Source organism: Streptomyces caeruleatus, from assembly GCF_001514235.1.
In the GTDB taxonomy this organism is placed as follows: domain Bacteria; phylum Actinomycetota; class Actinomycetes; order Streptomycetales; family Streptomycetaceae; genus Streptomyces; species Streptomyces caeruleatus.
The window spans coordinates 272,678-295,571 of sequence record NZ_KQ948931.1 but is presented as its reverse complement, the minus strand read 5'-3'; the positions used below and the strand labels follow the sequence as shown (position 1 = coordinate 295,571).

Below are 22,894 nucleotides of genomic sequence, written 5' to 3'. Positions count from 1 at the left end.
GCGCCTCACCTACCGATTGTTCGGTCGTCGGCACATTTTGGCTACAGGCACCCTCAGGCTGTGGACAAACGGTTCTCCACAGCCTCCAATGAACGCAGTACGTCCACGGGAGGAAGGTGGGGGGACATGGCGCCTGAACAAATGGCCGAAAGCCCGGACGGCAGCGCCCCCCTGCCACCGGCGCGCCCGCTCGACGCCATTGATCAGGACATCCTCCAGATGCTCCAGGCGGACGGCCGCGCGTCGATACGGTCGGTCGCCGAGCGGGTCCACGTCTCCCGTGCCAACGCCTACGCGCGCATCAACCGTCTCGTCGAGGACGGCGTCATCCGTGGTTTCGGCGCCCGCGTCAACCACGAGCGCGCGGGTCACAGCACGTCGGCGTACATCACCCTCAAGATCGTCCAGAACACCTGGCGCACGGTCCGCGAGCAGCTCCGCCAGCTGCCCGGCGCCTCGCACATCGCCCTGGTGGGCGGCGACTTCGACGTCCTGCTCCTGGTGCACACCCCCGACAACCGGGCCCTGCGCGAACTGGTCCTCACCCGCCTCCAGGCGATCCCGGAGGTCCTCAGCACCCGCACTCTGCTGGTGTTCGAGGAGGAGGACCTGGAGCCACAGGGCTGAGCGTCCGCCGCGGGGTCAGCCGGAGGCCATCGCGATGCCCATGAGCACGACGGCCACCAGCGGCAGGACCGCGCACACGAAGGCGGAACAGGCCGCCGTGACGCGCAGCATCCGCGCCGCCCGGTGACGCGGGAGCGTCCAAGCGACCACGAGCAGGAAGAGTCCCCCGTAGACCATCACATCGAGGCCGCTGACGTAGCTGTCGACGCCGAACATGACGCACTCCCACACGAGGAGCGGCAGCCCGAACAGCGTGGCCACGAGCGGTGCCGTACGCCAGGCAGGGTCAGGGGCGAGCTGAGCGGCGAGCTGCGTGTCGTTCTCGATCATGCGTCCCAGCTCACCAGGCGGGGCCACCCCGGGACATGGGGCGGCGTACTCAACCGTCCACGCGCGCGTACTCAGGCCACCGAAGCGCCGGTCAGTCGGCCTGCCGCAGGCCCCCGAAGACCAGCCGGACCACCGTGTCCGCCACCTCGCGCTCGTTCATGCCGCGGCCGTCCGGGCGGTACCACTCCACGATGGAGTTGATCATCCCGAAGACGAGCCGGGTCGCGAGGCGTACCTCCACGTCGGCGCGCACCTCGCCGTCCGCGGCGGCCGCCTTCAGAAGTCCGGCGACCTGGTGGTCGAAGTCGCGGCGGCGCTCCAGGGCCCACCGCTCGGTGTCGGTGTTGCCACGGACGCGCAGCAGCAGCGTGACGTAGGGCAGGTCGGTTATGAGCACCTCGACCATGCGCCGGACGACGTACTCCAGGCGGTCGGCGGCGTGGCCCCCGCGCGCGTGCTCCTCGTCGAGGATGCCGAAGAGCCCGTCCAGCGCACGGCTGACGGCTCGGCGCAGCAGCTCCTCCTTGCCCGTGACGTGGTGGTAGATCGACGACTTGGAGATGCCGGCCGCCTTGGAGAGGTGCTCCATGGACGTGCCGTCGTAGCCGCGCTCGTTGAAGACCTGCACGGCGACGGAGAGCAGCGTCTCCGGGGTGTACGTGTCGCGCTTGGCGGTGGTCATGAGGTGTTGCCCTCCCGCTTGTCGGAGGCGTACGCGTGGCGGTACAGCGCGAGGGACGGCGCGTAGCGCCCCGAGGGGTCGCGCAGGTGCAGGTCGTCCAGGAGGGCGTACGCCCAGTTGCGGCCGAGCCTGCGGCTCCACTCGAAGGGGCCGAGCGGGTAGTTCACGCCCAGGCGCATCGCGGTGTCGATGTCCTCCTCGGTGGCCACGCCCTTGGCGACGGCGTCGTGCGCGAGGTCGACGATCCGGGCGACGGTGCGGGCGACGATCATTCCGGGGACGTCACCGATGACGCTGACCTGCTTGCCGAGCGCCTGGAAGAGTCCGGTGGCCTCGGCGAGGGTCTGCTGCGAGGTGTCCTGGGAGGCGGACAGGGCGATCCGGGTGGCCCGGCGGTAGTCGAGGGCGAGGTCGAAGTAGACGACGTCCCGGAACTCCACCGACGTCTGGCCGTCGGCGAGCGCGAGCTGGCCGCCGCCGGGCAGCACCAGGCGGGTGCCGTGGTCCTCGTCCTCCTCGCGCACCGGGACGCCGGCCTCGCGGATCAGGGACAGCAGCTCGGAGGCGGGGCCCAGGTCGCCCTCGGCGACGACGTAGGCGGGCGGGGAGGCCTTCTCCGCGGTGTGCGGCTCGTCCGGCTCGGCGTCCTCGGCGTAGTCGTACCAGCCCTGCCCGCTCTTGCGGCCGAGCCGGCCGGACTCGACCAGGCGGCGCTGGGCGAGCGAGGGCGTGAAGCGCACGTCCTGGAAGAAGGCCTGCCACACGGAGTGCGTGACGGACTCGTTGACGTCCTGCCCGATGAGGTCGGTCAGCTCGAACGCGCCCATTTTGAAACCGCCGCACTCGCGCAGCACGGCGTCGATGGTGGCCGGGTCCGCTCCTTGCGCCTCGTGGACGGCGAAGGCCTCGGCGTAGAAGGGCCGGGCGATGCGGTTGACGATGAAGCCGGGGGTGTCGGCGCAGGCGACCGGTGTCTTGCCCCAGGCGCGTGCCGTCTCGTACGCGCGCGTGGCGTACGTGACGTCGGTGGCGAACCCGGAGACGACCTCGACGAGGGGGAGCAGCGGGGCCGGGTTGAAGAAGTGCAGGCCCACGAAGCGGCCGGGCAGGCGCAGGGCGCCGCCGATGGCCGTGACGGACAGGGACGAGGTGTTCGTGGCGAGCAGACAGTCCTCGCCGACGATGCCCTCCAGCTCCCGGAACAGCTCCTGTTTGACGTCCAGGCGCTCCAGGACGGCCTCGATGACCAGGGAACAGTCGGCGAGGTCGGCGAGCGCCTCGGCGGGCAGCAGCCGGGCACGGGCGGCGTCGCGGTCGGCGCCGGTGAGACGGTCCTTCTCGACGAGCCGGTCGAGCCGGGCGCCGATCGCGTCGGCGGCGGCCCGGGCGCGCCCGGGAGCGGCGTCGTACAGCCGTACGGGATGGCCCGCGACCAACGCGACCTGGGCGATGCCCTGGCCCATGGTGCCGGTGCCGACAACGGCCACGGGGCTGCTGAGGTCGAGTGCTGTCATGTGCGCGATCCTCCCGCACGGGGTTTTCCACAGATGCGGCGGACCCCCTTGAACCGACCGATCGTTCGGTTACTCTAACTCTGACTGGCCTTTCCTGCCCATGTTTCTGCCCAGGTCATGAGCTCGACGGAGAGCTCTTGAAACGAGGAGTTGGTCCCGCATGGCCGCCGAACTGACCGCCCACGAGCTGATCGCCAAGCACCGGCCCACCCTCGACCAGGCGCTGGAGGCGATCCGCACCCGCGCCTACTGGTCCCCGCACCCCGAGCACCCCAAGGCCTACGGCGAGAACGGCAGCCTGGACATGGCGGCGGGCAAGGCCGCCTTCGACGCCCTCCTCGGCACCCGCCTCGACCTCGGCCAGCCCGGCACGGACGGCTTCGTGGGCGGCGAGGTCTCCCCGTACGGCATCGAGCTGGGCGTCGAGTACCCGCACGCGAACATCGACGAGCTGCTGCCGGCCATGAAGTCCGGCATGCGCGCGTGGCGGGACGCGGGCGCCGAGATCCGCGCGGTGGTCTGTGTGGAGATCCTCAAGCGGATCAGCGACCGGACCCACGAGTTCGCGCACGCCGTCATGCACACCTCCGGCCAGGCCTTCATGATGGCGTTCCAGGCGGGCGGCCCGCACGCGCAGGACCGCGGCCTTGAGGCGGTGGCGTACGCGTACGTGGAGCAGGTCCGCACGCCCGACACCGCGGAGTGGACCAAGCCGCAGGGCAAGCGCGACCCGCTCGCGCTGAACAAGCAGTTCACGCCGGTCCCGCGCGGGATCGCGATGGTCATCGGCTGCAACACCTTCCCGACGTGGAACGGCTACCCCGGCCTGTTCGCGTCCCTCGCCACGGGCAACGCGGTCCTGGTGAAGCCGCACCCGCGCGCGGTGCTGCCGCTCGCGCTGACCGTGCAGGTCGCGCGGCAGGTGCTCGCCGAGGCCGGCTTCGACGCGAACCTGGTCGCGCTGGCCGCCGAGCGCCCCGGCGAGGGCATCGCCAAGACCCTCGCCACCCGCCCCGAGATCCGGATCATCGACTACACCGGCTCCACGTCCTTCGGCGACTGGCTGGAGTCCAACGCCCGCCAGGCACAGGTCTACACGGAGAAGGCCGGGGTCAACTCGGTCCTCGTCGACTCGACGGACGACTACAAGGGAATGCTGTCCAACCTGGCCTTCTCGCTGTCCCTGTACAGCGGCCAGATGTGCACCACCCCGCAGAACCTGCTCGTCCCCCGCGACGGCATCCGCACCGACGAGGGCCCCAAGACCTACGACGAGGTCGTCGCCGACCTGGCCCGCTCGGTCGACGGGCTCCTCGGCGACGACGCCCGCGCGAACGCGCTGCTCGGCGCGATCGTCAACCCGGACGTCAAGGCCCGCCTGGAGGCCGCCGCCGGCCTCGGGGAGGTCGCGCTCGCCTCCCGGGAGATCGCCAACCCGGAGTTCCCCGACGCGGTGGTCCGTACACCGGTGATCGTCAAGCTGGACGGGGCGAAGCCGGACGACGAGGCCGCGTACATGAGCGAGTGCTTCGGCCCGGTGTCGTTCGCCGTGGCCGTCGACTCGGCGTCGGACGCGGTGGAACTGCTGCGGCGGACGGTGCGGGAGAAGGGGGCGATGACGGTCGGGGCGTACACGACCGACGACGAGGTCGAGGGCGCGGTCCAGGAGGTCTGCCTGGAGGAGGCGGCGCAGCTGTCGCTGAACCTCACGGGCGGGGTGTACGTGAACCAGACGGCTGCGTTTTCCGACTTCCACGGGTCGGGGGGCAATCCGGCAGCCAACTCGGCGTTGTGCGACGGGGCGTTCGTGGCGAACCGGTTCCGGGTTGTGGAGGTGCGTCGGGAGGCCTAGGAGCTCGGGAGGTGCGGTGAGTGCGCGGCTGCCGGTTCGTTGTGGCCGGTCGCGCAGTTCCCCGCGCCCCTACAGGGGCGCTCCGGTGGCCGTGCTCCAGTGGTAGAGCGTCATCGCCACGCTCGTCGCCAGGTTGTAGCTGGAGACCTGGGGGCGCATCGGCAGGGACAGCAAGTGGTCGGCACGCGCGCGTAGTTCGGCCGACAGGCCGCTGCGCTCGGAGCCGAAGGCGAGGACGGCGTCGTCCGGGAGCTTGGTGCCCCGGATGTCGTCGCCCTCGGGGTCCAGGGCGAAGAGGGGCCCGGGTGGCAGCTCCTCCACGGTCAGCCGTTCCACGGCCGTCGCGAAGTGCAGGCCCGCGCCGCCGCGTACGACCGTGGGATGCCAGGGGTCCAGCGTGCCGGTGGTGACCACGCCGGTCGCGCCGAACCCGGCGGCCAGGCGGATCACCGCGCCCGCGTTGCCGAGGTTGCGGGGGTGGTCGAGGACCACGACGGGGGCGGTGCGCGGGGTGTGCGCCAGCTTCTGGAGGTTGGCCGCGCGGGACGGGCGCACCGCAAGGGCTGCCACCCCGGTGGGGTGCGGGCGCGGCACCAGGGGCGTGTACGTCGACTCCGGGACCTCGGTCAGGAGTGCGTCCAGGGCGTCCCGTACGTCCGGCGCCAGTTCATCGGCGAGGGCGAGCGCGGCCGTCCGGTCGACGGTGACCGCCACCGGGACCTCGGCTCCGAAGCGCACGGCGTGCTTGAGGGCGTGGAAGCCGTCGAGCAGCACCGAGGTGCCGGCGAGCCGGTTCCAGGAGGTCACGGTCATGCCGTGAAGCCTACGTGCGCGTGCTCGGGGTTCTCCGGTGTGCGGGGTCCGGGAAGTTCCGTACGGTCGTCACCGCGCCGCAGCAGCCGCGACAGGCCGCCACGCGCGCGTGCCGCCCAGCCGCCGAGCCGGCGCAGGAACGTCGTCGGCAGGAAGACCGCGTCCGCCGCGATCATCGCCAGGGAGAAGAACGGCAGCCCGAGGACGACCGCGATCACGGCGTGCTCGGTGATCATCGCGGCGAGCAGGACGTTCTTGACCCGCCGGTTGAACAGCGTGAACGGGAAGGCGACCTGCACGATGACCGTGCCGTAGGTGATGAGCATCACCATGAGGCCGCTGGACGACAGCAGCTCGGCGAGGGCGGGCCAGGGCGAGAAGTAGTCGAGGTGGAGCGGGTAGTGGACGGCGGTGCCGTCCTGCCAGCGGGAGCCCTGGATCTTGTACCAGCCGGCGGTCGCGTAGATCAGACACGCCTCGGCCATGATCACCAGCAGGGCGCCGTTGTGCACGATGTTGCCGACCACGTCGAGCAGGATGCGCGGCTCGGCGGTCGACGCTCGGCGGCCCACAAGCCACCACACGGCCTGCGCCAGCCAGACGCCCCACAGGATCACCGGCACGGTCAGGTCGCCGTCGAGGCGGCCCGTCGCGGTGACCGCGACCAGCGCGAACCCGAGCACGGCCCACAGGACCGGGCCGAGCCGGTCGGGCCGGTCCCGCTCGCCACGCGCGCGTGCCTCGCGCGCGAGCCGGGCCCGGCGCCCGTCCAGCGACCAGACCTGGCCGCAGCGCGTGAACACGAGGTAGACGCACATCAGGTGCAGGACGTTGTCACCGCCGTCGCCCATGAAGATGGAGCGGTTCTGCAGCGAGAGCACGCCCACCATGAACAGGACGGACATCGTGCGGGTACGCCAGCCGAGCAACAGCAACACGCTGGTCAGCACGGCGAACGCGTAGACGCTCTCGAACCAGAACTGGCTGCTCGACCAGATCAGGGCGGTGAAGGAGCCGTTCGTGCCGATCAGCTGCTGGGCGAGGTCGAAGTCCCAGGGGCCGTCGGGGCCGTACAGCTCCTGGCGGTGGGGGAACTCGCGCAGCAGGAACAGCAGCCAGGTCGCGGTGAAGCCGATGCGGATGACGGCCGTCTGGTAGGGGCCGAGGGCGGACTCAGTGACCCGGGCGATGGCCGCGGAGATCCCGAGGGCGAAGCGGTTCACCGGACACCCTCCTCGGCCTGACGCAGGGCGCCCGCCCCGCCCGCACCACCGGTCTGCTCCGCCGGTACCGACCACCAGGGCAGGATCCGGTCGGTCGGCCTGTCCGAGACCTGCTCGTCGCTCCACTCCGGCGGCCGCACATTGGTGGTGCGGGAGCGGACCTGGACGCGCTCGACGACGCCGCCGTCGCCGGCCGCGTTCGCCCGGTCGAGGCGCAGCTGCACTATGTGCCGCAGATACGTCTCGGACAGGGCGCCGCGCAGGCCCACGGGACGGTTCTGGGCGTCGTGCGTGGCGACGAAGAAGTCCCAGGCCCGGCGCAGCTCGTTCTGCTGGGTGTGGCTGGGCAGCAGATTGCCGTCGATGGCCCGGCCGTCCTGGGCCGACAGGTCGTACCAGCCGGTGGTGCGGGTGCCGCCGTCGGCCGTGTCGACCTGGGCGCGGACCTGGACGGCGATGTTCTGCTGGAGCGGGTTGGGAGCGAACAGCTTCCAGTTCTGTTCGAACTCCGGGTATATCCAGTCGTCGATCGCCTTGCCGTGCTGCTTGGTGACCGTGTTCAGCGGGGCGACGTGCAGGAAGACCATGCCTATGTGGACACAGACGGCTATGGCCACGACCGCCAGGGCGAGCGCGGCGCCGACCTGGTACCGCAGGGAGAGGGCGGCCACGCCGGTGCGGGGTTCGGGGATCACGGGGGCCGGAGGAGCGGGCGGGGACGCGACGGCGGGCGGGGCGTCCCGCGTCTCCTCGTCCGGCCCGTGACGGGCGGCCGAGCCCGCGTCGTAGGCGTCCATGCAGTCCCGTTCCCTGATTCCGGTTCGTCTTCCCTCAGCGCTCGCACGGGAACGGTACTCAGGCCCACCCGCCGGGCACAGCCCCTGTCGGGCCGACGTTGCCCACACCTTACGGGGGTCCGACGAGGACCATTCCCTTCTTCTAGAACCTGTTCTATCTTGACGCTCCGTCAGATCGCCGTGCGTGTGGAAGGGCAGGGACCGTGGACTTCACCTTCACCGAGGAGCAGCAGGCGGCGGCCGAGGCGGCGCGCGGGGTGTTCGCCGGGGTCGCGCCGGACGCGGTGCCCTCCCCCGCGCTCACGCCGGGTGCCGTCGCCGACGACTTCGACCGCCCCCTGTGGGGCCGGCTCGCCGACGCGGACCTGCTGAGCCTGCTGCTCGCGGAGGAGTACGGCGGGGCCGGCCTCGACGCCGTCGCGCTGTGCCTGGTGCTGCGCGAGTCGGCGAAGGTGCTGGCCCGGGTGCCGCTGCTGGAGAGCAGCGCCGCACTGGCCGCCGTCCAGGCGTACGGCAGCCCCGAGCTGAAGGCCGAGCTGCTCGCTCGGGCGGGGCGCGGTGAGATCGTGCTGACGGTCGCCGCGCACGGTCGCACCGGCCACGACCCGGCCGAGCTCGCGGTGACCGCCCGGCAGGACGGTGCCCGCTGGGTGCTGGACGGCGTGCAGACCGCCGTGGCCTGGGCGTACGACGCCGATCTCGTCGCCGTCCCGGCCCGTACGGCCGCCGACCGGACCGTCCTCGCGCTGGTGCCGCGCGGCGCGCAGGGGGTCTCGCTCGGCGAGCAATTCTCGACCAGCGGCGAGCGGCTGGGGGAGCTGCGGCTGGACTCGGTGGGGCTCACGGCGCGGGACGTCATCGACGCCGAGGGCGTCTGGGAGTGGCTGCGGGAGCTGCTGGCCACGGGGACGTGTGCGCTGGCGCTCGGACTGGGTGAGCGGGTGCTGGGGATGACCTCGGACTACGCGGGCAAGCGGGAGCAGTTCGGGCATCCGATCGCCACGTTCCAGGCGGTCGCCGTGCAGTCCGCCGACCGGTTCATCGACCTGCGCGCGATGGAGGCGACGCTGTGGCAGGCCGCCTGGCGGATCGCCTCGGGCGCCCCGGGTGCGCTGCCCGCCTCCGCGGACGTGGCCGTCGCCAAGATCTGGGCCTCGGAGGGCGTACGGCGCGTCGTGCAGACGGCCCAGCATCTGCACGGCGGCTTCGGTGCCGACGTCGACTATCCGCTGCACCGGTACCACGCCTGGGCCAAGCACCTGGAACTTGCACTCGGCCCGGCGGCGGCACACGAGGAGGCGCTGGGGGAGCTGCTGGCGGCGCATCCGCTCGGCTGACCCGCGAACAGGACAGCGGGCGCGGGTGGCGGCTACCTCTACAGCACGTACCCGGACTGCCCCTCGTCGTTCACCACGGGGCGTCCCACCGCCGCCCACACCTGCATGCCGCCGTCGACGTTCACGGCGTCGACGCCCTGCTGGACGAGGTACATCGCGACCTGCGCCGAGCGACCGCCGGAGCGGCAGATGACATGGACGCGGCCGTCCTGCGGGGCGGCCTCGGTCAGCTCGCCGTAGCGGGCGACGAACTCGCTGATCGGGATGTGCAGGGCCCCTTCGGCGTGGCCCGCCTGCCACTCGTCGTCCTCGCGGACGTCCAGGAGGAAGTCGTCGTCCTTGAGGTCGGTGACCTCGACCGTGGGCACGGCAGATCCGAAATTCATGACTCCGACGCTACCGGAACGCTGCGCCGGCTGGGCGGGGCGCCCAGGATGGAGGGTGGGTCTGCCCTCTGGAGGGTGCGGGTCTCGTCGTGGTTGATCGCGCAGTTCCCCGCGCCCCTAGGGGCGATTCCCGTGCCCTTGGCCGAGTAGTGCTACCAGCTCTGCCTCTCGTTCCGCGACCTGGGCCAGCAGCTGGTCGGCGATCTCTTCGAGGAGACGGTCGGGGTCGTCCGGGGCGAGGCGGAGCATCGCGCCGATCGCGCCCTCCTCCAGCTCCTTCGCGACCAGCGTGAGCAGTTCCTTGCGCTGGGCGAGCCATTCGAGGCGGGCGTAGAGCTCCTCGGCGGGGGTGGGGCCCTGCTCCTCGGGCACCGGTCCCGCGGCCCACTCCTCGGCCAGCTCCCGCAGCAGCGCCTCGTCGCCTCGGGAGTACGCCGCGTTGACCCGGGTGATGAACTCCTCGCGCCGGGAACGCTCGGCCGTCTCCTGGGCGAGATCGGGGTGGGCCTTGCGGGCCAGCTCGCGGTAGAGCTTGCGGGCCTCGTCGCTGGGGCGCACCCGCTGCGGCGGCCGCACCGGCTGCTCAGTGAGCATCGCGGCGGCCTCCGGGGACAGCCCCTCGCTGTCCATCCAGCCGTGGAACAGCTCCTCCACGCCCGGCATGGGCAGCACCCGGGCGCGGGCCTCGTCGGCCTTGCGGATGTCCTCCGGGTCGCCGGTCCGGGCGGCCGTGGCCTCGGCGATTTGGGCGTCCAGCTCGTCGAGGCGGGCGTACATCGGGCCGAGCTTCTGGTGGTGCAGCCGGGAGAAGTTCTCGACCTCGACGCGGAAGGTCTCCACGGCGATCTCGTACTCGATCAACGCCTGCTCGGCGGCCCGCACGGCCCGCTCCAGCCGCGCCTCGGGCCGCTCGGCCCCGCCTTCGGCCATCATCTGCGCCTCACCACCCTGCTCGGCTCCACCGACGGGGACCTCGGCACCACCGTGCGTCCCCGCACCAGCGGGCTCGGCCTGGGACTGCTCAGCTTCGGGCGTCGTCACCCGACCAGCGTAGGGGACCGCGTCAGCCGATCCGAGGCCCGGGGACCGCAGGGTGGACAGCACCGGCGTTGTCGCCGGCCTGCTGAGCTGCCGCCCCAGGCCCGCTTCGGCCCGGAAGGAGCCTCGTCCTCAAACGCCGGACGGGCTGATCGGTGCGACCGGCGCCGAGAGGCGCAGCCCTCTGCCGTCACACCCCGACTTCGGCCGCGATCCGCCCCGCCCGCACCGCCGTCACCAGCGCGCTGTGGTCCGCCTCCGTACGGTCGGCGTAGCTGACGGCGAACGTGGCAATGGCCTCGTCCAGTTCGTCGTTCTTGCCGCAGTAGCCGGAGACCAGTCGGGGGTCGGCGCTGTGGGAGTGGGCGCGGGCCAGGAGGGCGCCGGTCATGCGGGCGTAGTCGTCTATCTGGTCGGCAGCCAGGGCTGCCGGGTCGACGCTGCCCTTGCGGTTGCGGAACTGGCGGACCTGGAAGGGGAGGCCGTCGACCGTCGTCCAGCCCAGCAGGACGTCGCTGACCACCTGCATGCGCTTCTGGCCGAGGACCACGCGCCGTCCCTCGTGCTCCGCCTGCGGCGCCTCGAAACCGGCCGTCACCAAGTGCGGGAGCAGGGCCGACGGGCGGGCCTCCTTCACCTGGAGGACCAGCGACTCGCCCCGGTGGTCCAGGAGCAGGACGACATAGGAGCGGGTGCCGACGCTGCCCGTGCCCACCACGCGGAAGGCCACGTCGTGCACCGAGTGCCGGGAGAGCAGGGGGTGGCGGTCCTCGGAGAGCGTGGTGACGTAGCTCTCCAGCGACGCCGCCACCGAGGCCGCCTCCGCGTCCGGAACCCGGCGCAGCACGGGCGGGGCGTCGACGAACCGGCGGCCACCGTCCTCGGTCGGCTCCGTCGACTTCGCCGCGAAGCGACCGCTGGTGTTGGCCCGCGCCTTCTCCGCGACCCGCTCCAGCGTGCCGAGCAGATCATGGGCGTCGGTGTGGGAGACGAGCTCCTCGTCCGCGATGGCGTTCCACGCGTCCAGCACCGAGAGCTTGGCCAGCAGGCGCATGGTGCGCCGGTAGGCACCGACCGTGTCGTGCGCCGCCTTGCGGCACGCGTCCTCGTCTGCGCCCGCCTCCCGGCCCGCCAGCACCAGCGAGGTGGCGAGCCGCTTGAGGTCCCACTCCCAGGGGCCGTACAGCGTCTCGTCGAAGTCGTTCAGATCGATGATCAGGCCGCCGCGCGGGTCGCCGTACAGGCCGAAGTTGGCCGCGTGCGCGTCACCGCAGATCTGGGCGCGGATCCGGGTCATGGGTGTGCGGGCGAGGTCGTAGGCCATGAGTCCCGCCGAGCCCCGCAGAAACGCGAAGGGCGTCGCCGCCATCCGGCCGACCCTGATCGGGGTGAGGTCGGCAAGCCGGCCGAGGTTGGACTCCTCGACGGCGGCCACGGCGTCGGGGCGTGCGGCGTCGAGATCGAGGAGGGCGTGCTCACCGCGCGGCACGCGCCTGCGCAGCGCCTTGCCCTCCTCCTTGGGCGAGCCACCGCCGGGCCACTCACCGCCGGGCCACTCGGCGAAGCCGGGCACCCGGGGCAGCCGACGCGCCACGGATGCCGACAGCGCCTCGGAAGGCGACTCCGCCGCCACCGCGGCAGCCTCCGCCGCAGCACCCGCACCGACCTCGGTCATCTCGACCGCCTCCCCCGCTCACGCACGACCATCGACACGAACATCAACTCGTGCCGACGTTACAGCCGGTGGCCGAAACGCGTCAGACCCTGTGGACAACTCCGCGGCGCCTGACGAGCCGCCTGTGGAAAACCCACCCGGAAACTCGGCTGGAACCCGGCGAGAGCCGGCGGACCGGCGAGACCCGGCGAGGCCCGCGAAGCCCGCGAAGCCCGGCGAGACCCTGCGAGACCTGGCGAGACCCGGCGAGACCCTGCGAGACCCGGCTCCGGAAGCCTGAAGCAGAAGTCGGCCGCGCAAGGTCCTCCCGAGAACCGACCTCAGCAGCCCCCAGCCCCGTCCCCCAGGTACGTCTTCGCCCACCCGCCCAGCTCGGTCAGCGCCGGCTCCAGCGCGGCGCCCGCCTCCGTCAGCCGGTAGACGACCCGCAGCGGCGGCCCTTCATAGACCTCGCGCACGACCAGTCCCGCGGCGGCGAGTTCGGTGAGCCGGTCGGAGAGCATGCGTTCGCTGATGCCGGGGATCGCCCGCCGCAGGGCGACGAAGTACGCGGGCCCCGCGGTCAGGACCGACACGATCGGGCCCGTCCAACGCTTGCCGAGCAGCTGGAAGACCTGGGTGATCCCGTCGTCGACCCGCTTGCACGCCCCTACGTCGTGACTCTGCTCACCCGCCATCTCACCCGCCATGTCACCCGCCATGTCCTTCAGGGTACTGCCCTCCCGTACGGGGATGAAAAAAAGTAAGTGACTGTGTTATCCATAGTCGAGTACAAACTTTCAGTCGCTTCCCATCCCCCTGTATCCCCTGTATCCCCCTGTATCCCCCTGTATCCCCCTGGAGATCCTCATGGCCACGCTCCTGCACATCGACTCCTCCGTCTTCCCGTCCGACGCATCCTCCTCCCGTGCCGTCGCCGACGCCTTCCGCGGCGCCTGGCAGGAACAGCACCCCGAGGGCACGGTGATCCACCGCGACCTCGCCACGGACCCCGTGCCGCACATCACCGCCCACGCCCACACCGCCGGCTTCTCCGATCCGGCCACGCACAGCCCCGAGCAGGCCGCCGCCTTCGCGGAGCGCGTGAAGCTGATCGAGGAGCTGGAGCGTGCGGACGCGGTGCTGATCGGCGCCCCGATGTACAACCTGACGATCCCGTCGACGCTGAAGGCCTGGCTGGACAACGTGGTCCTGTTCGGTCGTACGGCGGGCGACGCCCAGTCGGTCAAGGGCACCCCGATCACCGTGGTGGCCAGCCGCGGCGGCGCCTACGGGCCGGGCACCCCGCGCGCGGGCTACGAGTACGTGCAGAACTACCTGTCGGCGGTGCTGGCCGACTTCCTCGGCGCCGACCTCGACTTCATCGTCCCGGAGCTCACGATGGCCCCGGCCGACCCGGGGATGGCCGAGCTGGTCCCGCTCTTCGAGGCCTCCCGTGAGCGCGCCCTCGACGAGGCCGCCACGAAGGCGAAGCAGCTGGCCCAGCGGCTCGCGGCGTAGTCGCGCCGACGGGCACGCGCGCGTAGGGCCCCGGTCGAGCGGCCCGGGCCTCTACGCGTGCGCGTGCAGCCACCCCCGCGCACGACTCGGGCACGACCCCACATACACAGCGCCATACACAGCGCCACGACCAGCCCGCCCCCGCGAGACGGCGATCCGCACCAGACGCGCCCCCCTGCCCGCTGCCGCTCCCCCGAGGCTCACCCCCGCCCTCGCCCACACCGCCCCACCCCCACCAGCAGCCCGACCCGACGAGCAGCCGTCCGCAGCTCGCTACGCCGGAACCACGCGGCCAGCACGATCGGGTAGACCAGGTATCCGAACCGGGTCGCCGGGATCAGGCACATCGCCAGCCCCAGCCCGAGCGCCAGCCGGTCCGCGGCGGCGACGACGGTCCTGGGCGGACGTACCGCCAACGACACGGCCACGCCGACGGCGGCGGCCACCAGCGCGGCCATGGCGAGGGCGGAGCCCCCGGGGACGTACGTGGCCAGCAGGTGCCCGGGCAGTGGGCTGGCCGCCGGTGAACCGACCCCGCCCTCACCGAGCGGGAAGAGCACCACGTGCTCCACGAAGGCGTGCGGATCGGCCAGGGCCACCGGCACCACGGCCAGCGCGGCCACCAGCACGGCGACGACACCGGCCCGCACGGCCGCCCGACGCCCCGCCGTCACCGCCAGCAGTACGAGACCCACCGGCAGCAGCGGCCAGGCCGTCCACTTCAGCGCGGCCGCGGCCCCCATCGCCAGCCCCGCCGCCGTCCCGGACCCGCCGCGGCCCGCCAGCGCCAGCCCCAGACACATCAGCCCGATCACCGGCAGGTCCACGCCTCCGACAGCCAGCGGCAACGCCACCGCGGGGAAGGCCGCGAGGAGAAGCGCCGCACGCGCACTCGCCCGCTCGCGCCCCGAACGCCGCGCCGCGACCAGCATGCTCACCAGGAACACCGCGCAGAACCACACCCGGGCATCCGCGAGCGGCGTACCGCCGAACAGCGCGTGGGGCAACCCGAAGAGCGCCATGCCGGGCAGATACGGGTTGTAGTCGTCGACGCCGACCGGGTGCGGCACGTACGGGCTCCCGGAGCCCAGCAGCAGGCCGCCCGAGTGCTCGACGACACGCACCTCCGACTGCGCGGCACCCACCGCGACCATCAGCACCAGCGGCACCACGACGGATCCGAGCAGCGCGGCGACCGCACTGCGCCCGCTCCAGGGCCGCGGCGCCCGCCGGGCGAGTTCCGCGGCGACGGCGTACCCGACGGCGGCGCAGGCGCCCCAGATCCGGTGCGGGGTCAGGTTCGTGACCAGGGCCAGCGACAGCGCGAAGAACGCGCAGCCCAGCCAGAACAGCACGTCGCGGGGTATGCGACGGCCCAGCCGAGGCGTACGGCGGGACGGCGCCGGGCCGTTGCCGGTCGGCGCCCGGCGCGCGGGGGCGACGAGGGCTGTGGGGGCCGCGGGGGCGGGGGCGGGGCCGCCGGGCCTGACTCCGGCGACGAAGGAGAGTGACTCGGGTGGCATCGGTGGGCTCCTGGGGAAGGGGAGCTCCAATCTCGCGCCGGGGCGTGGACCGCCACCTCGGCCGAACGGTCACCGTTCACCGGCCGGGAAGCGAGCCGCTCAGCCGAAAGTCCGACCGCCCCGACGGGCCCGGACGGCTCACCGGCACAATCACCCCATGCATACGCTCTCTGTCGTCCTCGTCGCCCTGATGGCGCTGCTGCACGCCTACATCCTTGTCCTGGAGATGTTCCTGTGGCAGCGCGGCCCGGGCCGCCGTTTCTCCGGCTTCGACGCCGAGATGGCCCGCGCCACCGCATCGCTCGCGGCCAACCAGGGCCTCTACAACGGCTTCCTGGCCGCGGGCCTGGTCTGGGGCCTGATCGCCGACGACCCGACCGGCTACCGGGTCCAGATCTTCTTCCTGTCCTGCATCGTCGTCGCGGGCGTCTACGGCGCGGCCACCGCCAACCGGCGCATCCTCTTCGCCCAGGCCCTGCCCGCGGCCGTCAGCCTCGCCGCAGTCATCGCCGCCGGCTGAGCCCCGAGGGCCGGCAGCGACCTCAGCCCTCTGATGCGGGCCGTGAGGATGCCGCCGGCCCGGCGGAAGGCGTAGAAAGCGCAGAAGGCGCAGAAGGCGCAGAAGGCCATGGTGACGAAGAGGATCACCTTGGTCCCGTTGCCGTAGACGGCGAGCGGGTCCTCGCCGAACCGCGCGACGACGCCGACCAGCGCGGCGCCGATGCCCGTCCGCGGCACGAAGTCCAAGTCCCCGGACGTCGGAAGCCCGACACCCAGGATGTGCAGCGGGGCTGCCGGCCGGCGCAGGGTGGCGGTCTCCCCACCGACGTCGCCTCACCGATGACGAGTGAGAGAGCACACACTCAGAGGTCGCGCCGAAGATCACTCAACGGGGACCCGGCCGCATGTAAGCATCATCACACCGGGCCGGATCGAACCCGGAAACGCCGAACGGGCTCATCGTCATCACGATGAGCCCGTTCGCTCTGTGCGCGAGGGGGGAGTTGAACCCCCACGCCCTTGCGGGCACTGGAACCTGAATCCAGCGCGTCTGCCTATTCCGCCACCCGCGCATTGGGTGTGTCCTCGGGCTCTTCCCTTGCGGTCCGGCGCCTTCCGACACGCAGAACATTAGCACGCCGTCCAGGGTGGGTTCACATCCCTTATCCCCAGGCAGCCGCCGTGCGAGCACGGTGCGGGCGCCCACCAGCACAGTCGACAGATGCCGCCCGACGGCGACCGATCCGCTGCGCCCTCCGCTCCGTATCAACGAGTACCTGTTCACGTATCAACCTCGTACCGGTACCACGCATCTCCCCAGGAGCCGGTCGGGGTCCACAGTCAGGTGCGGGACACTGGTCTTCGGCCGCCTCTACGATCCATGGCAAGACTGTGCCCCTGAGGAGTTCGAAGGGGAGCTCCACAGGGAACTTCGAGGGCGTCGACACCCGTCGACCGGGCCGACAGGGGGAACCAGCCGATCGACCGGCGCGTGGATACGATCAGTAAGCAGTACCAGGTAAGGCAGTACCCGCCCGGCGGGATGCAGGACGAAGCAGGCTACGGAGGAGGTGCCCCATGGGAGTCCTGAAGAAGTTCGAGCAGCGTCTCGAAGGTCTGGTCAACGGCACCTTCGCCAAGGTGTTCAAGTCCGAGGTCCAGCCCGTGGAGATCGCGGGAGCGCTCCAGCGCGAGTGCGACAACAACGCGACCATCTGGAACCGCGACCGCACGGTCGTCCCCAACGACTTCATCGTGGAGCTCAGCGCCCCGGACCACGAGCGGCTGAGCCCCTACTCCGGCCAGCTCGGCGACGAGCTCGCCGGCATGGTCCGCGACTACGCCAAGCAGCAGCGCTACACCTTCATGGGGCCGATCAAGGTCAACCTGGAGAAGGCCGACGACCTCGACACCGGCCTGTACCGCGTGCGCAGCCGTACCCTCGCCGGCTCCGCCGACCAGCAGAGCGGCGGCCGACCGGCCCCCGCCGCCCCGGCCGGGCGGCCCGGCGGTGCCCAGGGCCAGGGCGGCTACGGCTATCCGCCGGCCGCCGCACCCGCGGGCGCCCCGCCCATGCCGGCCGCGCCGCCGCCCGGCGGCCGCCCCGGCGGTTACGGCTACCCGCAGCCCGCGGGCGGCCAGCGCCCCCCCGCCGCACCCGCGGCCGGCGGCCGCACCCGCTACTGGATCGAGATCAACGGCACCCGCCATCAGATCTCCCGCGCGACGCTCGTGCTGGGCCGCAGCACCGACGCCGACGTGCGGATCGACGACCCCGGCGTCTCCCGCCGGCACTGCGAGATCCGGACCGGAACGCCCTCGACGATCCAGGATCTCGGGTCCACCAACGGCATCGTGGTGGACGGGCAGCACACCACCCGCGCTACGCTCCGCGACGGCTCGCGGATCGTCGTGGGCAGCACCACCGTTATCTATAGGCAAGCCGAAGGGTGAAGCGGGGGCAATGTCAGAGCTGACCCTCACGGTCATGCGGCTGGGTTTCCTGGCCGTCCTGTGGCTGTTCGTGATCGTGGCCGTGCAGGTCATCCGCAGCGACCTGTTCGGTACGCGTGTCACGCAGCGCGGAGCGCGCCGCGAGGCCGCCCGGCCGCAGCAGGCCGCCCGACAGGCGGCGCCGCCGCAGCAGCGCGGCCAGCAGGGCGGCGGCCGCCAGCGCCGTAACGCCCCCACCAAGCTGGTCGTGTCCGAGGGCACCCTCACCGGCACCACCGTCGCGCTCCAGGGCCAGACCATCACCCTGGGCCGGGCGCACGACAGCACGATCGTGCTGGACGACGACTACGCCTCCAGCCGGCATGCCAGGATCTACCCGGACCGCGACGGCCAGTGGATCGTCGAGGACCTGGGCTCCACCAACGGCACGTACCTCGACCGAACGCGGCTCACGACCCCCACACCGATTCCGCTGGGCGCGCCGATCCGCATCGGCAAGACCGTCATCGAGCTGCGGAAGTAGTACGACAATGAGCGAGCGGAGCGAGCACGCAGCGGCGGCCCACCCCACGGGCCCCGGCGCGCTCCCGACCGGAGGGTGGGCACCGTGCGGATGTACCCGGAGCCGACGGGCGAGGTGCGCATGAGTCTGTCACTGCGCTTCGCCGCCGGATCGCACAAAGGCATGATCCGGGAGGGCAACGAGGACTCCGGATACGCCGGACCCCGCCTGCTCGCCATCGCCGACGGCATGGGCGGCGCCGCCGCCGGAGAGGTCGCCTCCTCCGAGGCCATCTCCACGATCGTCGCCCTCGACGACGACGTCCCCGGCTCCGACATCCTCACCTCGCTCGGCACCGCCGTACAGCGCGCCAACGACCAGCTGCGCTCGATGGTCGAGGAGGACCCCCAGCTGGAAGGCATGGGCACCACGCTCACCGCCCTCCTGTGGACCGGACAGCGCCTCGGCCTCGTCCACGTCGGCGACTCCCGCGCCTACCTGCTGCGCGACGGCGTCCTCACGCAGATCACCCAGGACCACACCTGGGTGCAGCGCCTCGTCGACGAAGGCCGCATCACCGAGGAAGAAGCCACCACCCACCCCCAGCGCTCCCTGCTGATGCGGGCGTTGGGCAGCGGCGACCACGTCGAACCCGACCTCTCCATCCGCGAGGTCCGCGCCGGCGACCGCTACCTGATCTGCTCCGACGGCCTCTCCGGCGTGGTGTCCCACCAGACCCTGGAGGACACCCTCGCCAGCTACCAGGGCCCGCAGGAGACCGTGCAGCAGCTGATCGAGCTCGCGCTGCGCGGCGGCGGCCCCGACAACATCACCGTGATCATCGCCGACGTCCTCGACCTGGACACCGGCGACACCCTCGCCGGGCAGCTGTCCGACACCCCCGTCGTGGTCGGCGCCGTCGCCGAGAACCAGAACCACCTGCACGACAACGGCATCATGCAGACCCCCGCCGGCCGCGCCTCCGGGCTCGGCCGCCACGTGCCCGGGCAGGGCGGCGGAGGCGGCGAGTTCGGCCCGCCCGGCTCCGGCGACACCACCGGCTACGTCCCCACGGGCAGCTTCGGCGACTACACCGACGACGACTTCGTCAAACCCCGCAAGGGCCGCTGGCTGAAGAGATCCCTCTACATCGCCCTCGCGCTCGGCGTGATCGGCGGCGGTCTCTACGGCGGCTGGCGCTGGACACAGACCCAGTACTACGTGGGCGCCAACAACGAACACGTCGCCCTGTACCGGGGGATCAGCCAGGACCTGGCCTGGGTCTCGCTCTCGAAGGTCGAGAAGGACCACCCCGAGATCGAACTCAAGTACCTGCCGCCCTACCAGCAGAAGCTCGTCGAGGCGACCATCACCGAGGGCGGCCTCAAGGACGCCCAGACGAAGATCGACGAGCTCGCCCTGCAGGCCTCCGCGTGCAAGAAGCGGTCCGAGCAGCAGGCCGCCGAGAGCGACAACAACTCCCGGACCGGCGAGGGCGAGGCCGGAGGCACCACGGGAACCACCCGTACCTCCCTCACGTCCAAGGCGTCACCGACACCGAACCCCTCGGCGTCCAAGCCCACGACCCCGCCCAACTCCACCTCCCCGACACCGACTGCGAAGCCAAGCCCCGGCCCCACTCTCTCGGAGGAAGAGCAGAAGGTCGTCTCGAACTGCGGTACGCAGTAGGCAAGCCGTGAGAGGCCCCGTCACACGATGAGCAGTACTACGAACCCGCCGACGCATCACACGTCCACGATCGGCGCGATCGGCGCGCCGAGCAGGCGCAACACCGAGCTCGCGCTGCTGGTGTTCGCGGTCGTCATTCCGGTCTTCGCCTACGCCAACGTGGGCCTGGCGATCCATGACGAGGTGCCCGCCGGGCTGCTCGGCTACGGCCTGGGCCTCGGCCTGCTGGCCGGCGTCGGCCATCTCGCCGTACGCAAGTTCGCGCCCTACGCGGACCCGCTGCTGCTGCCGCTGGCGACGCTGCTGAACGGACTCGGACTGGTCGCCATCTGGCGGCTGGACCAGTCGAAACTGCTCCAGCAGATCGGACAGGCCGGCGGCAAGGCGACCAACCAGCTGATCTACACGGCCATGGGCATCGCCCTCTTCATCGCCGTGCTGATCTTCCTCAAGGACCACCGCACACTGCAGCGCTACACCTACATCTCCATGGCCGGCGCGCTGTTCCTGCTGCTGCTCCCGCTCGTGCCCGGCCTCGGCGCCGACATCACCTACGGCGCCAAAATCTGGATCCAGATCGGCAGCTTCACCATCCAGCCCGGCGAGTTCGCCAAGATCGTGCTGGCGGTGTTCTTCGCCGGCTACCTCATGGTCAAGCGCGACGCGCTCGCCCTCGCCAGCCGCCGCTTCATGGGCCTGTACCTGCCACGCGGCCGCGACCTCGGCCCGATCATCGTCGTCTGGATCATCTCCATCCTCATCCTGGTCTTCGAGACCGACCTCGGCACGTCGCTGCTGTTCTTCGGAATGTTCGTCATCATGCTGTACGTCGCCACCGAGCGGACCAGCTGGATCGTCTTCGGTCTGCTGATGTCCGCGGCCGGCGCGGTCGGCGTCGCCAGGTTCGAACCGCACGTCAAGACCCGAGTCCAGGCCTGGCTCGACCCGATGCGCGAGTACACGCTGAGCCGCACCCCGAACGGCGACGGCCTGGTCCACTCCGAGCAGGCCATGCAGGCCCTGTGGGCCTTCGGCTCCGGCGGCACCCTCGGCGCCGGCTGGGGCCAGGGCCACTCCGAACTCATCCGCTTCGCCGCCAACTCCGACTTCATCCTCGCCACCTTCGGCGAGGAGCTCGGCCTGGCCGGCATCATGGCGATCCTGCTGATCTACGGCCTGATCGTGGAGCGCGGCGTGCGCACCGCCCTCGCCGCCCGCGACCCCTTCGGCAAGCTGCTCGCCGTCGGCCTCTCCGGCGCCTTCGCCCTCCAGGTCTTCGTCGTCGCCGGCGGCGTCATGGGCCTGATCCCGCTGACCGGTATGACCATGCCGTTCCTCGCGTACGGCGGTTCGTCGGTCATCGCCAACTGGGCGCTCATCGGCGTACTCATCCGCATCAGCGACACCGCCCGCCGCCCGGCGCCCGCCCCCGCCCCCAACCCCGACGCCGAGATGACCCAGGTGGTCCGCCCGTCATGAACAAGCCCCTGCGCCGGATCGCGATCTTCTGCGGCCTTCTCGTCCTCGCCCTGCTCATCCGCGACAACTGGCTCCAGTACGTCAAGGCCGACACCCTGCGCGAGGACCCCGACAACCGCCGCGTCCTCATCGCCCGCTACGCCACCCCCCGCGGCGACATAATCGTCGGCGGCAACCCGATCACCGGGCACACCGAGACCACCTCGGGCGACTTCAAGTTCAAGCGCACGTACAAGAACGGCGCCATGTGGGCGCCCGTCACCGGCTTCGTCTCGCAGGCCTACGGCGCCAACCAGCTGGAGTCCATCCAGGACGGCATCCTCAGCGGCACCGACGACCGGCTCTTCTTCCGCAACACCCTCGACATGATCACGGGCAAGGAGAAGGAGGGCGGCAACGTCGTCACCACCCTCAACGCCGCCGCCCAGAAGGCCGCCTACGACGGTCTGAAGAAGCAGGGCGGCAAGGGCGCCGTAGCCGCCATCGAACCCTCCACCGGCAAGATCCTGGCGCTGGCCTCCTTCCCGTCGTACGACCCCTCCACGATCGCCGGCGGCGGCGACTCCGACGCGGCGGCCTGGAAGAAGCTCGACAAGAAGAACAACCCCGACGACCCGATGCTCAACCGGGCGCTGCGCGAGGTCTACCCGCCCGGCTCCACCTTCAAGGTCGTCACCGCCGCAGCGGCCCTGGAGAACGGCCTGTACACGACCGCTGACGAGAAGACGAAGTCGCCGGACCCGTGGGTCATGGAGGGCACCACCACCAAGCTGCCCAACGAGGGCAACATCCCCTGCGAGAACGCCACCCTGCGGGTCGCCCTCCAGTACTCCTGCAACACCGTCTTCGGCAAGATCGGCTCCGACCTCGGCAACGACAAGATGCTGGAGGAAGCCAAGAAGTTCGGCTTCACCGAGGAGCAGTTCACGCCGACCCGCACCAGCGCGTCGGTCTTCTCCGACGACATGAACCCCTCGCAGACCGCGCTGTCCTCCATCGGCCAGTTCAACACCGCCGCCACCCCGCTCCAGATGGCCATGGTGGCCTCGGCGGTCGCCAACAACGGCACCCTGATGAAGCCGTACATGGTCGACGAGCTCCAGACGCACAACCTCGACGCCCTCGAGAAGACCGACCCCGAGGAGCTCAGCCAGCCGCTGACGCCGGAGAACGCCCAGATCCTCCAGTCGATGATGGAGACGGTCGTCGAGGACGGCACCGGCAAGAACGCCCGGATCCCGAACGTCAAGGTCGGCGGCAAGACCGGTACCGCCCAGCACGGCGTGGAGAACAGCGAGAACCCCTACGCCTGGTTCATCTCCTACGCCAAGCTCAGCGACAACAGCTCGCCGGTGGCCGTGGCCGTGGTGGTCGAGGACGACAACGCGGTCCGCGACGACATCTCCGGCGGCGGCCTCGCGGCCCCCATCGCCAAGAGCGTCATGGAGGCGGTCATCGACAGCAAGAAGTGAC

General features: G+C 71.4%; 22 protein-coding genes and 1 tRNA gene. 10 read left to right on the top strand and 13 right to left on the bottom strand.

What is annotated here, in order from left to right; all coding sequences use genetic code 11:
* Positions 1-141: 141 nt before the first annotated feature.
* The gene (locus AQJ67_RS24980; RefSeq protein ID WP_062721306.1) at positions 142-627 is read left to right on the top strand and encodes an Lrp/AsnC family transcriptional regulator; all 486 of its coding nucleotides are present in this window, start codon (positions 142-144) and stop codon (positions 625-627) included.
* Positions 628-642: 15 nt separating this feature from the next.
* On the opposite strand, the gene AQJ67_RS24975 is transcribed toward AQJ67_RS24980, so the two are convergent.
* The 3 genes from AQJ67_RS24975 to AQJ67_RS24965 form a co-directional block, all read right to left on the bottom strand.
* On the bottom strand, positions 643-957 hold the full coding sequence (locus AQJ67_RS24975; protein ID WP_062721305.1) for a hypothetical protein: 315 nt from the start codon (positions 955-957) through the stop codon (positions 643-645).
* Positions 958-1,048: 91 nt separating this feature from the next.
* The gene (locus tag AQJ67_RS24970) at positions 1,049-1,639 is read right to left on the bottom strand and encodes a TetR/AcrR family transcriptional regulator (protein WP_062721304.1); all 591 of its coding nucleotides are present in this window, start codon (positions 1,637-1,639) and stop codon (positions 1,049-1,051) included.
* Positions 1,636-3,153 (bottom strand): 3-hydroxyacyl-CoA dehydrogenase, encoded by a 1,518-nt coding sequence (locus AQJ67_RS24965; RefSeq protein WP_062721303.1) that lies wholly within the window; start codon positions 3,151-3,153, stop codon positions 1,636-1,638. The genes AQJ67_RS24970 and AQJ67_RS24965 overlap by 4 nt, the downstream gene beginning before the upstream one ends.
* A gap of 160 nt (positions 3,154-3,313) precedes the next feature.
* Between AQJ67_RS24965 and paaN the strand changes: the two genes are divergently transcribed.
* Entirely contained in the window at positions 3,314-5,005 is a 1,692-nt protein-coding gene (gene paaN / locus AQJ67_RS24960) for a phenylacetic acid degradation protein PaaN (protein ID WP_062721302.1), read from the top strand.
* A 69-nt stretch (positions 5,006-5,074) separates the two neighbouring features.
* On the opposite strand, the gene AQJ67_RS24955 is transcribed toward paaN, so the two are convergent.
* Genes AQJ67_RS24955 through AQJ67_RS24945 form a run of 3 tightly spaced genes read right to left on the bottom strand, consistent with a single transcriptional unit; the run spans position 5,075 to position 7,838 of the window.
* A complete protein-coding gene (locus tag AQJ67_RS24955; protein WP_062721301.1) occupies positions 5,075-5,818 on the bottom strand; it encodes a TrmH family RNA methyltransferase in 744 nt (247 codons plus the stop codon).
* Complete coding sequence (locus tag AQJ67_RS24950; protein ID WP_062721300.1) at positions 5,815-7,041, bottom strand: HTTM domain-containing protein; 1,227 nt, start codon at positions 7,039-7,041, stop codon at positions 5,815-5,817. The genes AQJ67_RS24955 and AQJ67_RS24950 overlap by 4 nt, the downstream gene beginning before the upstream one ends.
* Positions 7,038-7,838 (bottom strand): DUF5819 family protein, encoded by an 801-nt coding sequence (locus AQJ67_RS24945; protein ID WP_062721299.1) that lies wholly within the window; start codon positions 7,836-7,838, stop codon positions 7,038-7,040. Before AQJ67_RS24945 ends, AQJ67_RS24950 begins: the two co-directional genes overlap by 4 nt.
* Positions 7,839-8,041: 203 nt before the next feature.
* On the opposite strand from AQJ67_RS24945, the gene AQJ67_RS24940 reads away from it, so the two are divergent.
* Positions 8,042-9,175: an acyl-CoA dehydrogenase family protein gene (locus AQJ67_RS24940; RefSeq protein WP_062721298.1), complete on the top strand. Its 1,134-nt coding sequence runs from the start codon at positions 8,042-8,044 to the stop codon at positions 9,173-9,175.
* Between the two features lie 38 nt (positions 9,176-9,213).
* Here the strand turns inward: AQJ67_RS24940 and AQJ67_RS24935 are convergent, their stop codons facing one another.
* From AQJ67_RS24935 to AQJ67_RS24920, 4 genes are all read right to left on the bottom strand, one after another.
* Positions 9,214-9,543 (bottom strand): rhodanese-like domain-containing protein, encoded by a 330-nt coding sequence (locus AQJ67_RS24935; protein WP_062721297.1) that lies wholly within the window; start codon positions 9,541-9,543, stop codon positions 9,214-9,216.
* Positions 9,544-9,678: 135 nt separating this feature from the next.
* Positions 9,679-10,602, bottom strand: a complete 924-nt coding sequence (locus AQJ67_RS24930; RefSeq protein ID WP_062721615.1) for a J domain-containing protein — start codon at positions 10,600-10,602, stop codon at positions 9,679-9,681.
* A gap of 187 nt (positions 10,603-10,789) precedes the next feature.
* Positions 10,790-12,274, bottom strand: a complete 1,485-nt coding sequence (locus tag AQJ67_RS24925) for a DUF2252 domain-containing protein (protein WP_062721296.1) — start codon at positions 12,272-12,274, stop codon at positions 10,790-10,792.
* Between the two features lie 320 nt (positions 12,275-12,594).
* Entirely contained in the window at positions 12,595-12,951 is a 357-nt protein-coding gene (locus AQJ67_RS24920; protein ID WP_062721614.1) for a winged helix-turn-helix transcriptional regulator, read from the bottom strand.
* A gap of 172 nt (positions 12,952-13,123) precedes the next feature.
* Between AQJ67_RS24920 and AQJ67_RS24915 the strand changes: the two genes are divergently transcribed.
* Complete coding sequence (locus tag AQJ67_RS24915) at positions 13,124-13,774, top strand: FMN-dependent NADH-azoreductase (RefSeq protein WP_062721295.1); 651 nt, start codon at positions 13,124-13,126, stop codon at positions 13,772-13,774.
* Positions 13,775-13,974: 200 nt separating this feature from the next.
* On the opposite strand, the gene AQJ67_RS24910 is transcribed toward AQJ67_RS24915, so the two are convergent.
* Positions 13,975-15,297: a glycosyltransferase 87 family protein gene (locus tag AQJ67_RS24910; RefSeq protein WP_079056150.1), complete on the bottom strand. Its 1,323-nt coding sequence runs from the start codon at positions 15,295-15,297 to the stop codon at positions 13,975-13,977.
* Positions 15,298-15,454: 157 nt separating this feature from the next.
* Between AQJ67_RS24910 and AQJ67_RS24905 the strand changes: the two genes are divergently transcribed.
* Positions 15,455-15,817 (top strand): DUF1304 domain-containing protein, encoded by a 363-nt coding sequence (locus AQJ67_RS24905; RefSeq protein ID WP_062721294.1) that lies wholly within the window; start codon positions 15,455-15,457, stop codon positions 15,815-15,817.
* On the opposite strand, the gene AQJ67_RS49535 is transcribed toward AQJ67_RS24905, so the two are convergent.
* Together AQJ67_RS49535 and AQJ67_RS24895 are read right to left on the bottom strand one after the other, a co-directional pair.
* Positions 15,727-16,044 (bottom strand): hypothetical protein, encoded by a 318-nt coding sequence (locus AQJ67_RS49535; protein ID WP_062721293.1) that lies wholly within the window; start codon positions 16,042-16,044, stop codon positions 15,727-15,729. The genes AQJ67_RS24905 and AQJ67_RS49535 overlap by 91 nt on opposite strands.
* A 242-nt stretch (positions 16,045-16,286) precedes the next feature.
* Positions 16,287-16,370: transfer RNA gene (locus AQJ67_RS24895), tRNA-Leu, on the bottom strand.
* A 505-nt stretch (positions 16,371-16,875) separates the two neighbouring features.
* On the opposite strand from AQJ67_RS24895, the gene AQJ67_RS24890 reads away from it, so the two are divergent.
* From AQJ67_RS24890 to AQJ67_RS24870, 5 genes are all read left to right on the top strand, one after another.
* Positions 16,876-17,751 carry an FhaA domain-containing protein gene (locus AQJ67_RS24890; protein ID WP_062721292.1) on the top strand — a complete coding sequence of 292 codons (876 nt, stop codon included), beginning with the start codon at positions 16,876-16,878 and terminating at the stop codon, positions 17,749-17,751.
* A gap of 10 nt (positions 17,752-17,761) precedes the next feature.
* On the top strand, positions 17,762-18,274 hold the full coding sequence (locus AQJ67_RS24885; RefSeq protein WP_062721291.1) for an FHA domain-containing protein FhaB/FipA: 513 nt from the start codon (positions 17,762-17,764) through the stop codon (positions 18,272-18,274).
* Between the two features lie 120 nt (positions 18,275-18,394).
* Entirely contained in the window at positions 18,395-19,942 is a 1,548-nt protein-coding gene (locus AQJ67_RS24880) for a Stp1/IreP family PP2C-type Ser/Thr phosphatase (RefSeq protein ID WP_244190588.1), read from the top strand.
* Between the two features lie 27 nt (positions 19,943-19,969).
* Positions 19,970-21,421 (top strand): FtsW/RodA/SpoVE family cell cycle protein, encoded by a 1,452-nt coding sequence (locus AQJ67_RS24875; protein ID WP_062721290.1) that lies wholly within the window; start codon positions 19,970-19,972, stop codon positions 21,419-21,421.
* Complete coding sequence (locus AQJ67_RS24870; RefSeq protein ID WP_062721289.1) at positions 21,418-22,893, top strand: peptidoglycan D,D-transpeptidase FtsI family protein; 1,476 nt, start codon at positions 21,418-21,420, stop codon at positions 22,891-22,893. The genes AQJ67_RS24875 and AQJ67_RS24870 overlap by 4 nt, the downstream gene beginning before the upstream one ends.
* Position 22,894 lies beyond the last annotated feature (1 nt).